Annotated in this window: 12 protein-coding genes; 8 read left to right on the top strand and 4 right to left on the bottom strand. The window is 53.1% G+C overall.

Translation table 11 applies throughout. The annotated features are described in order from the left end of the window. Window positions 1-50: 50 nt before the first annotated feature. The 3 genes from ACLJQJ_RS06145 to ACLJQJ_RS06135 form a co-directional block, all read right to left on the bottom strand. Complete coding sequence (locus ACLJQJ_RS06145; protein WP_000836494.1) at window positions 51-1,070, bottom strand: Zn-dependent oxidoreductase; 1,020 nt, start codon at window positions 1,068-1,070, stop codon at window positions 51-53. Between the two features lie 10 nt (window positions 1,071-1,080). Next, the gene (gene rspA, locus ACLJQJ_RS06140; RefSeq protein ID WP_000706269.1) at window positions 1,081-2,295 is read right to left on the bottom strand and encodes a starvation-sensing protein RspA; all 1,215 of its coding nucleotides are present in this window, start codon (window positions 2,293-2,295) and stop codon (window positions 1,081-1,083) included. Between the two features lie 121 nt (window positions 2,296-2,416). Continuing rightward, entirely contained in the window at window positions 2,417-2,743 is a 327-nt protein-coding gene (locus ACLJQJ_RS06135) for a YnfA family protein (RefSeq protein ID WP_000921389.1), read from the bottom strand. Window positions 2,744-2,895: 152 nt separating this feature from the next. On the opposite strand from ACLJQJ_RS06135, the gene ACLJQJ_RS06130 reads away from it, so the two are divergent. Next, the gene (locus tag ACLJQJ_RS06130) at window positions 2,896-3,237 is read left to right on the top strand and encodes a DUF1283 family protein (protein ID WP_001066440.1); all 342 of its coding nucleotides are present in this window, start codon (window positions 2,896-2,898) and stop codon (window positions 3,235-3,237) included. A 35-nt stretch (window positions 3,238-3,272) separates the two neighbouring features. Next, window positions 3,273-3,833, top strand: coding sequence for a spermidine N1-acetyltransferase (gene speG / locus ACLJQJ_RS06125; protein ID WP_000199997.1), 561 nt, complete (start codon window positions 3,273-3,275; stop codon window positions 3,831-3,833). Window positions 3,834-3,873: 40 nt separating this feature from the next. Here the strand turns inward: speG and ACLJQJ_RS06120 are convergent, their stop codons facing one another. Continuing rightward, on the bottom strand, window positions 3,874-4,584 hold the full coding sequence (locus ACLJQJ_RS06120) for a YnfC family lipoprotein (RefSeq protein WP_001618776.1): 711 nt from the start codon (window positions 4,582-4,584) through the stop codon (window positions 3,874-3,876). A gap of 103 nt (window positions 4,585-4,687) precedes the next feature. Here ACLJQJ_RS06120 and ACLJQJ_RS06115 point away from each other — a divergent pair, with 103 nt between their 5' ends. From ACLJQJ_RS06115 to dmsD, 6 genes are all read left to right on the top strand, one after another. After that, a complete protein-coding gene (locus ACLJQJ_RS06115) occupies window positions 4,688-4,996 on the top strand; it encodes a DUF1161 domain-containing protein (protein WP_077950942.1) in 309 nt (102 codons plus the stop codon). 156 nt (window positions 4,997-5,152) lie between these two features. Further along, window positions 5,153-7,591 (top strand): selenate/tellurate reductase subunit YnfE, encoded by a 2,439-nt coding sequence (gene ynfE / locus ACLJQJ_RS06110; RefSeq protein ID WP_063809221.1) that lies wholly within the window; start codon window positions 5,153-5,155, stop codon window positions 7,589-7,591. Window positions 7,592-7,689: 98 nt separating this feature from the next. After that, window positions 7,690-10,125, top strand: a complete 2,436-nt coding sequence (gene ynfF / locus ACLJQJ_RS06105; RefSeq protein WP_063809220.1) for a selenate/tellurate reductase subunit YnfF — start codon at window positions 7,690-7,692, stop codon at window positions 10,123-10,125. Window positions 10,126-10,135: 10 nt separating this feature from the next. Beyond that, window positions 10,136-10,753 (top strand): dimethylsulfoxide reductase iron-sulfur subunit DmsB, encoded by a 618-nt coding sequence (gene dmsB, locus ACLJQJ_RS06100; protein ID WP_063809219.1) that lies wholly within the window; start codon window positions 10,136-10,138, stop codon window positions 10,751-10,753. Window position 10,754: 1 nt separating this feature from the next. Then, window positions 10,755-11,612, top strand: a complete 858-nt coding sequence (locus ACLJQJ_RS06095; protein ID WP_000534704.1) for a dimethyl sulfoxide reductase anchor subunit family protein — start codon at window positions 10,755-10,757, stop codon at window positions 11,610-11,612. Window positions 11,613-11,654: 42 nt separating this feature from the next. Beyond that, window positions 11,655-12,269: a Tat proofreading chaperone DmsD gene (dmsD, locus tag ACLJQJ_RS06090; RefSeq protein WP_000206571.1), complete on the top strand. Its 615-nt coding sequence runs from the start codon at window positions 11,655-11,657 to the stop codon at window positions 12,267-12,269. Window positions 12,270-12,514 lie beyond the last annotated feature (245 nt).

Here is a 12,514-nt window from a genome sequence, read left to right as displayed (position 1 = left end):
GGCAATCTCTAAGAGGTAAGATGCGTACCACTTACTCGCAATTATTTATATTATTTCGCAAACGTGAGTAAGACTTTGCAGCATTGACGCTGGTCTTTCTCGAAAAGCTCAATCGCGTCGGTGACATGTTGATAATCAAATGTATGCGTTATCAGCTTATCCGGATCAATAAGCCCTTTATTCAGCCAGTCAATCACGACCGGGAATTTATTGGCATTAAGACGCGATGAATAAATAGCCAGCTCTTTTCCGGTAATACCCTGCTGTACAATCTCACACGGGTCACTGGAAAATCCCATCAGGACAATGCGTGCCGCAGGCGATGCAAGGGTAATCGCCTCTTGCAGGATAGCGGGATGACAGGCGGCATCGACAATCAAGGTCGGCTTTAGCGCCTTCTGCTGTAGAAATTCCGCCAGTGAATGTTGACCATTATTGAGGGTCCAGTCAGCGCCGCTCTGCTTCGCCATCGCTAAACGCTCTTCAATGCGATCAACGACTATGACCGTTTTAACCTGATAAACCCCCTTCAGCGCCTGTACGGTCGTCAGTCCCATCGGGCCTGCGCCATAGATAAGCGCCACGTCCTGCTCGGTCGGATTCACTTGCCCCGTCACATTTGCCGCAATGGTAAACGGCTCAACCATGACGGCATGATGATCTGCGATGTTGTCCGGTATGCGATGAGCATTACGGGCCGGCGCCACCGCATACTCGCTGAAACCGCCGTCACGATGCACGCCCAGCACCACCAGCGAGGTACACACATTGGGTTTACCGACTGAACAAGGGTAACAATGCCCGCAACTGATCACCGGATCGACGGATACCCGTTCTCCTATCCGGTCGCGATTGACGTTGTCGCCTACCGCGTCGATGACACCGAAAAATTCATGGCCTATGACACGGGGATATTTTGCAAAGGGATTATGTCCCCGATAAATATGACTGTCGGAACCGCAGATACCCGCCAGTTTCACTTTAATACGAACTTCACCCGGCGCAGGCTGCGGAAGCGCGCGCGTTTCGATAGTTAATGTATTCGGTTTTTCGATTACGATGCTTTTCATTTTTCGCTCCTTACCAGTTCCACAGTGTGCCGTCTTCCAGGCGGGCCACCGGCAAATAGGCTGGATCGTACGGATATTTCGCCGCCAGTTTTTCATCGAACTCAATGCCCAGTCCTGGCTTGTCGCCCGGATGCATATAGCCGCCCTCGAACGTCCAGTTATGCGGGAAAACCTCCAGCATCTGTTCGGAGTATCCCATAAACTCCTGCACGCCAAAGTTAGGCACCCACAGGTCGAAATGTAATGCAGCGGCCATACAAACCGGCGACAGATCGGACGGCCCATGCGAACCGGTACGCACCTGGTAGAGCGAGGCAAAATCGGCAATGCGGCGCATCCCGGTAATACCACCGGCATGGGTAAGCGTGGTGCGGATATAGTCAATCAATTGCTCTTCAATGAGCTGTTTGCAATCCCAGATACTGTTAAAGACTTCGCCTACGGCAATCGGCGTGACCGTATGCTGGCGGATCAGGCGGAAGCACGCCTGATTTTCAGCCGGCGTCGGGTCTTCCATCCAGAACAAACGATAGTCTTCAATACTTTTGCCAAAGCGGGCAGCCTCAATAGGCGTCAGCCGGTGATGCATATCGTGCAGAAGATGTTCATTAAAACCGAACGTATTACGCACGGCGTCAAACAGCTTTGGCGTAAAATCGAGATACTTTTCTGTTGACCACAATTGTTCTTCCGGCCACTGGCCTTTTGTCGCGGGCTCATAGGCCAGCCCCTTGCCTTTCGCCATGCCGTAGGTGGTTTTCATCCCCGGAACGCCGCACTGCACGCGGATTGCTTTGAACCCTTGCTCTTTATGACGCGCGTAGTCTTCCAGCACATCGTCGATGGTGTGGCCTGTGGTATGGCAATACACCATGACGCCTTCACGCGAAGCGCCGCCGAGTAACTGATACAACGGCATATTGGCGGCTTTGGCTTTAATATCCCATAGCGCCATATCAACCGCGGAAATGGCGGACATGGTGACAGGGCCACGGCGCCAGTACGCGCCTTTGTAGAAGAACTGCCAGATATCTTCGATGCGGCGAGCATCCCGCCCGATGAGCTGTGGGCACAGGTGATCGGTAAGGTACGAGGCCACCGGGAGCTCGCGTCCGTTCAGGGTGGCATCCCCCAGACCGGTGATCCCGTCTTCCGTGGTTATCTTTAAGGTGACGAAGTTACGCCCTGGACACGTAACAAAAACTTCAGCCCCTACAATCTTCATTTTTATTCCTTACATCGCATTATGGGATGCAGGAAATTTACCCAACTGAGCTACTACCATACAAGTATATTGATGTAAAAAGCGCTGCCAGATCACAAAATGTTCTGGTCGCGCGGCAATGTTACGTACGTCCCCATCCGACGACGATAATCAGCATTCCACACAGCGCGATCAGCGCGCCGCACCAGTCATAAACCGTGAGCCGGACGCCATCGACAACACGTAACCACAGGAGCGCAGTACAGACATATACCCCACCGTAAGCCGCATAAACCCGCCCACTCGCCGCCGGATGCAAGGTCAAAAGCCAGACGAATAACGCGAGTGACGCGGCAGCGGGCAGAAGCCACCACACGCTGGCGCCGCGCTTAAGCCATAGCCAGGGAAGAAAACATCCAATGATTTCACAGAGGGCGGTGACAAAGAAAAGCAGAGTCGTCTTTAGCATGAGATTCATTTGGTTACGAAATGATAAGTGATAATACAACAGAATATCGTTACGGTTATCCGGCCATTCTTGTGTATATGCCAGGCATAAGGATTGGTGTAGAATTTACAGGTGGTTTACCGCTTTTTCCCCTCTAATGAAAGGATGTTGTGATGAACAATACGCTGAGCAAACGCCTGTGCCTGACGGCAATGCTTACGTTGGCGGCCGTTGTATATACTACTTCCGCATTCGCTGAAACCAGTAAACTGGTGATTGAATCGGGAGATAGCGCACAAAGTCGTCAGGAAGCGGCGATGGAAAAGGAACAATGGAACGACACTCGCAGTCTGCGTCAGAAAGTGAATACCCGCGCAGAAAAAGAGTGGGACAAAGCCGATGCCGCCTTTGATAACCGCGATAAATGCGAGCAAAGCGCCAACATCAACGCCTATTGGGAACCCAATACGCTGCGGTGTCTGGATCGTCGTACAGGTCGCGTTATTACGCCCTGATGCAGGATAACTAAAAGGAAGTGTAAGGATACAGTATGACAAGTGACTATAAGGTCAGACTGCGCCCGCTTGAGCGTGAAGATTTACGATTTGTCCACCAGCTTGATAATAATGCCAGCGTTATGCGTTACTGGTTTGAAGAGCCGTATGAGGCTTTTGTCGAACTGTCGGATCTCTACGACAAACACATCCACGACCAAAGCGAACGGCGCTTTGTCGTCGAATGCGATGGTGAAAACGCCGGGCTGGTAGAACTGGTGGAAATTAACCATGTGCATCGGCGGGCGGAATTTCAGATTATTATCTCGCCGGAGTACCAGGGAAAAGGCCTGGCGTCACGCGCGGCCAAACTGGCGATGGATTACGGATTTACCGTACTCAATCTCTATAAATTGTATTTGATCGTCGATAAAGAGAATGAAAAAGCGATTCACATCTACCGTAAACTCGGGTTTAGAGTAGAAGGCGAGCTGATTCATGAGTTCTTCATTAACGGCGAATACCGTAACACCATCCGCATGTGTATCTTCCAGCAGCAGTATCTGGATGAACATAAAACGTCCGGTTCTACGCTCCTGAAACCCACCGCGCAGTAAACGCGGCGCGGTAGTCACGGAGAGTCGCACCGCGCCCGGTTTAGTAGTAATCGATACGATTTTTAATGGTGTAATGGTGGGACACTGCCGGCTTAACGCTCTCATCGACGATAACAAGCCGGCAGTCAACAGGGTTCGCGTACGCATCATATTCGCAGCTCTGTGTGACGTTGCCGACCTGTCGATCATCCACCCGGCTGACTGCCGTATAGTCCAGCTTTTTACGCGGGTCCGCGGAGGGTTTTGCCGTTACAGAGAGCGTATTCTGCGAGTTTATGGTTGTCTTACCTAACGGATAACCTTCGCTATCATAGCGATACTCGACTTTCATCTCTTTGCCCGTCGCCGATACCACAAAACCGTTGTCGTCCGTCTCCCAGGTCACGCCCGCCGAAGGCAACGCCGCCAGCTGGCACTTCCCCTGTAACTGCACCTTTTTTTCCAGCGTCTGAGCATCCCGGTAATAATTGGCATCCAGCACGAGCGCCAGCCCCGTATTATTCTCCAGATCGTGTAACTCAAGCGTATCAAAACAGCCTTCCTGTGAAAGCGTACCGGTGACCTGCTTCGCCACTTCGCCATGCTCACTCATCAATGTCTGGCTGAAATCCTTTACCGGACCACGTAATGGATCAAAATCAAATTCGTTCGAAAAACTGGCCATTTCCGGCGTAAAAGACTCAAGGGATTTCGGGTTATCACAACCTGCCAGTATCATGCACAATAACGTCAGTAAAAGGGGTTTCTTCACACGTATCACCAGGATGAAAAGATATTTATCATCATATTAGCAAATACAGTTATTTACACGAAAAATGCTAAGCTTAGAACATCGTCATTAATCACAGGAGTTCATGATGAAAATCGCAACTGCAGTAGCCGCTCTGGCGTTAGTCAGCGCCCCCTCGCTGGTGATGGCGGCACCGGGATCGTGCGAGAGAGTAAAAAGCGATATTGAACAACGTATCATCAATAACGGCGTGCCGGCGGATAATTTTACGCTCACTATCGTTCCTAATGACCAGGCCGATCAGCCGGACTCACAGGTGGTGGGCCATTGCGCGAACGACACGCATAAAATTCTTTATACCCGCACCAACAGCGGCAATGCGCCAGCCAATACCTCTCCCGCTCAGGACGGTTCATCCGCCGAACCGCAATAACCTCCTCCTGCCCTCCGGGTCCGGAGGGTAACGCTCTTTGACATGGATTAATAATCCTTACTCCCAAAGGGGTAAACTCATTACATCATTAGCATGTTAATAATTTCGTTATAGTTATCAATATATAGCGAAATAATAACGACAATGGAGTGAGTGATGCCCGGAGGAAAGCAACAAACAGGCGTTAGCCGCAGGACGTTAGTGAAATCAGCGGCGCTTGGCTCACTGGCGCTGGCTGCCGGAGGCGTATCTTTACCGTTTGGGATGCGTACCGCGGCCGCGGCGGTGCAGCAGGCCATGCGCAACGAAGAAGATAAAATCGTCTGGGGCGCCTGTTCGGTCAACTGCGGCAGTCGCTGCGCCCTGCGTCTGCATGTAAAAGATAATGAAGTCTGGTGGGTTGAAACTGATAACACTGGCGACGATGTCTACGGCAATCATCAGGTTCGCGCCTGTCTGCGGGGCCGTTCAATCCGTCGGCGCATTAACCATCCGGATCGCCTTAACTATCCCATGAAACGCGTTGGCCGCCGCGGCGAAGGCAAATTTGAACGCATTAGCTGGCAGGAAGCACTGGACACCATTAGCGCCAGCCTGAAAAAGACCGTAGAGACCTACGGCAATGAAGCCGTTTATATCCACTATTCATCCGGCATCGTAGGCGGCAACATAACCCGCTCGTCGCCTGCCGCCTCGCCGGTGAAGCGTTTGATGAACTGCTACGGCGGTTCGTTGAATCAATACGGCTCATACAGTACCGCGCAAATTTCTTGCGCCATGCCCTACACCTATGGCTCCAACGACGGCAACAGCACATCTGATATCGAAAACAGTAAACTGGTGGTCATGTTCGGCAATAATCCGGCTGAAACACGCATGAGCGGCGGCGGCATTACCTGGTTTCTGGAGCAAGCGCGTGAACGCTCAAATGCGCGCATGATCGTGATAGATCCGCGCTATACCGATACCGCTGCCGGACGTGAAGACGAGTGGATACCGATTCGCCCCGGCACCGACGCCGCGCTGGTGGCGGGAATTGCCTGGGTATTGATTAACGAAAATCTCGTTGACCAGCCTTTTCTCGATAACTATTGCATCGGCTACGATGAAAAGACCCTTCCGGCTGACGCGCCCCCCAATGGCCATTATAAGGCTTATATTTTGGGTCAGGGCGAGGACGGTATCGCCAAAACGCCGCAGTGGGCATCGCATATTACCGGCATCCCCGCCGATCGAATTATCAAACTGGCGCGCGAGATAGGCAGCGTCAAGCCGGCCTACATCTGTCAGGGTTGGGGCCCGCAGCGTCAGGCGAACGGCGAACAAACCGCTCGCGCCATCGCCATGTTACCGATTCTGACCGGCAACGTCGGCATTCATGGCGGTAATAGCGGCGCACGCGAATCCACTTACACCATTACCATTGAACGTCTGCCGGTCCTGGAGAATCCCGTTAAAACCGCCATCTCCTGCTTTAGCTGGACGGACGCCATTGCGCGCGGCCCGGAAATGACCGCCCTGCGCGACGGCGTACGCGGCAAAGATAAGCTGGATGTCCCGATCAAATTTCTATGGAACTACGCTGGCAACACCCTGATTAATCAGCATTCGGATATTAATAAAACCCATGAAATTCTTCAGGATGAAGCAAAATGCGAAATGATTGTGGTCATCGACAATTTTATGACCTCTTCCGCGAAGTACGCCGATATTTTACTGCCGGATCTCATGACCGTCGAACAGGAAGATATCATCCCCAATGATTACGCCGGCAATATGGGATATCTGATTTTTATCCAACCGGCGACGACGCCTAAGTTTGAACGCAAGCCCATCTACTGGGTACTCAGCGAAATCGCCAGACGCCTCGGCGACGATGTGTATCAGCGGTTTACCGAAGGCCGTACCCAGGCGCAATGGCTGCAATATCTGTACGCCAAAATGCAGGCAAGAGATCCGGCATTGCCCGCGTATGACGATCTGAAAAAAATGGGCATCTATAAACGCAAAGATCCCAACGGCCACTTTGTCGCCTATAAAAAATTTCGTGAAGATCCGCAGGCCAATCCGTTAAAAACGCCGTCCGGTAAAATCGAAATCTACTCGAGCCAACTCGCTCACATCGCCAGTACCTGGGAGCTGGCGGAAGGCGACGTGATAAGCCCACTGCCGATTTATACCCCTACTTTTGAAGGATGGGACGATCCGAAACGGAGCACCTTCCCGCTACAGCTGTTTGGCTTTCACTATAAATCCCGTACCCATTCAAGCTACGGCAATATTGATGTTCTGCAGGCCGCCTGTCGCCAGGAGGTGTGGATAAATCCGCTCGATGCGCAAAAACGCGGTATCGCGAATGGCGATAAGGTTCGCGTCTTTAACGATCGTGGAGAGGTGCGTCTACCCGCCAAAGTCACGCCGCGTATTCTGCCGGGCGTCAGCGCGATGGGTCAGGGCGCATGGCATAATGCGGATATGGCTGGCGATAAAATCGACCACGGCGCCTGCATCAATACGCTCACGACGCTGCGTCCTTCCCCCCTGGCAAAAGGGAATCCTCAACATACAAATCTGGTGGAAATCGAAAAAATCTAAGCCGCCTGCTCCGGGACGTTTTTACGCGCCCGGAGCTCCCCGTTTTGCGAACACAACGACATTTAAAACTCTTTTTTGGATGAGCATAGTGAGCTGTTATGAAAATCACCAACCCTGAGGCATTAATGTCGGCCAGTATCAGCCGACGAAGCCTGGTGAAAACCTCCGCTATCGGTAGCCTTGCGCTTGCCAGTAGCGCTTTCACCCTTCCGTTCTCCCGCATCGCCCACGCCGCAGCAGACCTCGCATCTGGCAATGTGGCAGAAAAAGCGGTCTGGAGTTCATGTACCGTTAACTGCGGCAGCCGCTGCCTGCTGCGCCTGCACGTAAAAGATGACACCGTATATTGGGTTGAATCAGATACCACGGGCAACGATGAATATGGCAACCATCAGGTACGCGCCTGCCTGCGCGGTCGTTCTATTCGTCGCCGGATGAATCATCCCGATCGCCTGAAATATCCGATGAAACGCGTTGGTAAACGAGGAGAAGGCAAATTCGAACGTATCAGTTGGGATGAAGCGTTGGATACCATCGGCGATAACCTGAAACGCATCCTCAAAGACTACGGCAACGAAGCGGTACATGTGCTTTACGGTACCGGCGTGGACGGCGGCAATATTACCAATTCTAACGTACCGTATCGCCTGATGAACGCCTGCGGCGGCTATCTCAGCCGTTACGGTAGCTACAGCACCGCCCAAATCAGCGCGGCCATGAGCTATATGTTCGGCGGCAACGACGGCAACAGTCCGGATGATATCGCCAATACAAAACTGGTGGTGATGTTTGGCAATAACCCCGCGGAAACACGTATGAGCGGCGGCGGCGTGACATACTATGTCGAACAGGCGCGCGAACGCTCCAACGCCCGGATGATCGTCATTGACCCGCGTTATAACGACACTGCCGCCGGCCGCGAAGACGAGTGGCTGCCGATTCGCCCAGGTACCGATGGCGCGCTGGCGGCGGCAATCGCCTGGGTGCTGATTACCGAAGATCTTATTGATAAACCGTTTCTGGATAAATACTGCATCGGCTACGACGAAACCACTCTGCCCGCCTCGGCCCCGCGTAACGCGCACTATAAAGCCTATATTTTGGGTCAGGGCGAAGACGGTATTGCTAAAACGCCGCAATGGGCCGCGCAGATTACCAGTATTCCGGCGGAAAAAATCATTCAACTGGCGCGGGAAATCGGCTCGGCGAAACCGGCTTACATTTGCCAGGGCTGGGGACCGCAACGCCACTCTAACGGGGAGCAGACCGCACGCGCAATCGCCATGCTGTCTGTACTCACCGGTAACGTCGGCATAAATGGCGGTAATTCCGGCGTGCGCGAAGGCACCTGGGATCTGGGCGTCGAATGGTTTTCTATGCTGGAGAACCCGGTAAAAACCCAGATTTCGGTCTTTACCTGGACCGACGCTATCGATCATGGCGCGGAAATGACCGCCACACGCGACGGCGTGCGGGGAAAAGATAAGCTCGACGTGCCGATCAAATTTTTGTGGTGCTACGCCAGTAATACGCTGATCAATCAGCATGGCGATATCTCCCACACTCACGAGGTGCTTCAGGACGACAGTAAATGTGAAATGATCGTCGGCATTGAGCACTTTATGACCGCGTCGGCAAAATATTGCGACATTCTGCTGCCTGATTTAATGCCGACCGAGCAGGAAGATCTGATTTCCCACGAATCCGCAGGCAATATGGGCTATGTCATTCTTGGTCAGCCCGCCACCTCGCCGAAATTTGAAAGAAAGCCCATTTACTGGATGCTCAGTGAAGTGGCTAAACGGCTTGGTCCGGACGTATACCAGACCTTCACAGAAGGCCGCACGCAGCATGAGTGGGTCAAATACCTGCACGCAAAAACCAAAGCGCGTAACCCGGAAATGCCGGATTACGAAGAGATGAAACAGACAGGGATTTTCAAGAAAAAATGCCCGGAGGAGCACTACGTCGCTTTCCGCTCATTCCGCGAAGACCCTGCCGCCAACCCACTGAAAACGCCGTCCGGTAAAATCGAAATCTATTCCGAGCGTCTGGCAACCCTCGCCAACACGTGGGAGCTGAAGAAAGATGAGATTATCCATCCTTTACCCGCCTATACACCAGGCTTTGACGGCTGGGACGATCCGCTTCGTCAGCGCTACCCGCTACAGCTAACCGGCTTCCACTATAAAGCGCGTACCCACTCCAGCTACGGCAATATCGACGTCCTGCAACAGGCGTGTCCGCAGGAGATCTGGATCAACCCGATTGATGCGCAAGCGCGCGGCATTCAGCACGGCGACACCGTGCGGGTCTTTAACCAGAATGGAGAGATGCTCATTCCGGCAAAAGTCACGCCGCGCATATTGCCCGGCGTCACCGCTATCGGCCAGGGCGCCTGGTTAAATGCCGACATGTTTGGCGACAAAGTCGATCGCGGCGGCTCCATTAACATTCTGACGTCGCACCGGCCTTCCCCACTGGCGAAAGGTAATCCGTCACACAGTAATCTTGTTCAGGTTGAAAAGGCGTAAGGAGTAACCGATGACAACCCAGTATGGATTTTTTATTGATTCCAGTCGTTGCACCGGTTGCAAAACCTGCGAACTGGCCTGCAAGGACTACAAAGATCTCACTTCCGACGTCAGTTTCCGCCGCATTTATGAGTATGCGGGCGGTGACTGGCAGGAAGATAACGGCGTCTGGCACCAGAACGTCTTTGCCTATTATCTCTCCATTTCATGCAACCACTGCGAAGACCCGGCCTGTACCAAAGTCTGCCCGAGCGGCGCGATGCACAAGCGCGATGACGGTTTTGTGGTGGTGAACGAAGAGGTCTGTATCGGCTGCCGCTACTGCCACATGGCCTGCCCGTACGGCGCGCCGCAGTACAACGCCGCCAAAGGTCATATGACCAAGTGCGATGGCTGTTATGATCGCGTCGCCGACGGCAAAAAGCCTATCTGCGTGGAATCCTGCCCGCTGCGGGCGCTGGATTTCGGCCCGATAGACGAGCTGCGTAAAAAACACGGTGAGCTGGCTGCCGTCGCGCCGTTGCCGCGCGCGCATTTCACGAAGCCGAATATTGTGATTAAACCCAACGCCAACAGCCGCCCGACCGGGGACACTACCGGTTATCTGGCCAATCCGAAGGAGGTATAAGATGGGAAGTGGATGGCATGAATGGCCGTTGATGATCTTCACGGTCTTTGGTCAGTGCGTGGTCGGCGCGTTAATCGTTAGCGGACTGGGCTGGCTGACGGCAAAAGACGATACCATCGCCCGTCAGCGCATCGTGCGCAGTATGTTTTTTCTGTGGCTGGTGATGGGACTGGGATTCCTCGCGTCGATTATGCATCTCGGCTCGCCGATGCGCGCGTTTAACTCGCTTAACCGCGTAGGCGCTTCCGCACTGAGTAATGAAATCGCCGCAGGATCGGTGTTCTTTGCCGTAGGCGGCATCTGGTGGCTGGTGGCGGTACTCGGTAAAATGCCCCCGGTGCTGGGTAAAGTGTGGCTGCTGGTCAGTATGGCGCTCGGCGTTGCATTCATCTGGGCAATGACGCTCGTTTATCAGATAGATACCGTGCCAACCTGGTATAATGGCTACACCACGCTGGCCTTTTTCCTCACGGCATTCCTGTGCGGCCCGGTGTTTGCGGCGTTACTGCTACGCATCGCGCGCGTCCCATTTTGCAGCGTGACGTTTGCCAGTATTAGCGGCCTGGCATTGGTGGTGTGCGTGACGGTCATCGTACTACAAGGACTGTCTCTCTCAACCATTCACAGTTCCGTGCAACAGGCCAGCCATCTCGCACCGGATTACGGTATGCTACAGGTCTGGCGCATTGTCTTGCTTGCTGCCGGATTAGGCTGCTGGCTATGTCCGCTAATCCGTCGCCGCGAACCGCATACCGTTGGTTTGCTGCTCGGTGTCGTGCTGGTGCTGGCAGGCGAAATTATTGGCCGCGGACTTTTTTATGGCCTGCATATGACCGTAGGTATGGCCGTCGCAGGTTAATTTATGCGTGCGGGGCGACCCGCACCTTTCGGGATTGTTTGAATGACCACTTTTTTACAACGTGATGATTTTTCAGTAACGGCGCGTGTTCTTGGCGCGTTGTTTTATTATTCGCCGGAAAGCCACGAAACCGCTCCTCTGGTTCAGGCGCTATTAACCGACGACTGGCAGGCGCAGTGGCCGCTTGATGCCGAGGCGCTTGCGCCTGTGGCGGCTATGTTTAAGACCCACAGCGAAGAGTCGTTGCCACAGGCCTGGCAGCGTCTGTTTATCGGCCCTTACGCTCTGCCGTCTCCGCCGTGGGGTTCCGTCTGGCTGGATCGTGAGAGCGTATTATTTGGCGATTCTACGCTGGCGCTACGTCAGTGGATGCGCGAAAACGGAATTCAGTTTGAAATGCAGCAAAACGAGCCAGAAGATCATTTTGGGTCGCTGTTGCTGCTGGCGGCCTGGCTTGCCGAGAATGACCGTCATCATGAATGCGAACAACTCCTGGCCTGGCATCTGTTTCCGTGGTCGTCCCGCTTTCTGGACGTATTTATCGATCATGCCGGGCATCCGTTTTATCAGGCGTTGGGGCAACTGGCGCGTCTGACGCTGGCGCAATGGCAAGCTCAACTCATTATTCCCGTCGCTGTAAAACCGTTATTCCGTTAATCCCCACAAAAGGCAGGATTTTACCTGCCTTTTCTCCCATTGCGGCCTATTTTTATCTACAAAAAGTGACAACGTCACACCACGCTTCTGTTTTTAAGATAATTCTTTATCGTGAATGTTCACGCTAAGCCGCATAAGGGCAAAACATAATTGTTAATAGATGTTTAACAGTGTTAAACATCACGCTCCGCTGGAATCCTTCCCAACCTGTTGCTATAGCTCAAAGTACCCTGCCGGAACATGGC

The sequence above is a fragment of the Salmonella sp. SAL04202 genome (assembly GCF_046550775.1).
Classification (GTDB): domain Bacteria; phylum Pseudomonadota; class Gammaproteobacteria; order Enterobacterales; family Enterobacteriaceae; genus Salmonella; species Salmonella enterica.
This window is presented reverse-complemented; position numbering and strand designations above follow the sequence as displayed.

What these genes read in the sequence shown, in the direction of transcription:
- ACLJQJ_RS06130 (WP_001066440.1), top strand. Translation starts at nt 2,896, where the DNA reads ATGAACAATACGCTGAGCAAACGCCTGTGCCTGACGGCAATGCTTACG.
- speG (WP_000199997.1), top strand. Translation starts at nt 3,273, where the DNA reads ATGACAAGTGACTATAAGGTCAGACTGCGCCCGCTTGAGCGTGAAGAT.
- ACLJQJ_RS06115 (WP_077950942.1), top strand. Translation starts at nt 4,688, where the DNA reads ATGATGAAAATCGCAACTGCAGTAGCCGCTCTGGCGTTAGTCAGCGCC.
- dmsD (WP_000206571.1), top strand. Translation starts at nt 11,655, where the DNA reads ATGACCACTTTTTTACAACGTGATGATTTTTCAGTAACGGCGCGTGTT.
- ynfF (WP_063809220.1), top strand. Translation starts at nt 7,690, where the DNA reads ATGAAAATCACCAACCCTGAGGCATTAATGTCGGCCAGTATCAGCCGA.
- rspA (WP_000706269.1), bottom strand. Translation starts at nt 2,295, where the DNA reads ATGAAGATTGTAGGGGCTGAAGTTTTTGTTACGTGTCCAGGGCGTAAC.
- dmsB (WP_063809219.1), top strand. Translation starts at nt 10,136, where the DNA reads ATGACAACCCAGTATGGATTTTTTATTGATTCCAGTCGTTGCACCGGT.
- ACLJQJ_RS06135 (WP_000921389.1), bottom strand. Translation starts at nt 2,743, where the DNA reads ATGCTAAAGACGACTCTGCTTTTCTTTGTCACCGCCCTCTGTGAAATC.
- ACLJQJ_RS06095 (WP_000534704.1), top strand. Translation starts at nt 10,755, where the DNA reads ATGGGAAGTGGATGGCATGAATGGCCGTTGATGATCTTCACGGTCTTT.
- ynfE (WP_063809221.1), top strand. Translation starts at nt 5,153, where the DNA reads ATGCCCGGAGGAAAGCAACAAACAGGCGTTAGCCGCAGGACGTTAGTG.
- ACLJQJ_RS06145 (WP_000836494.1), bottom strand. Translation starts at nt 1,070, where the DNA reads ATGAAAAGCATCGTAATCGAAAAACCGAATACATTAACTATCGAAACG.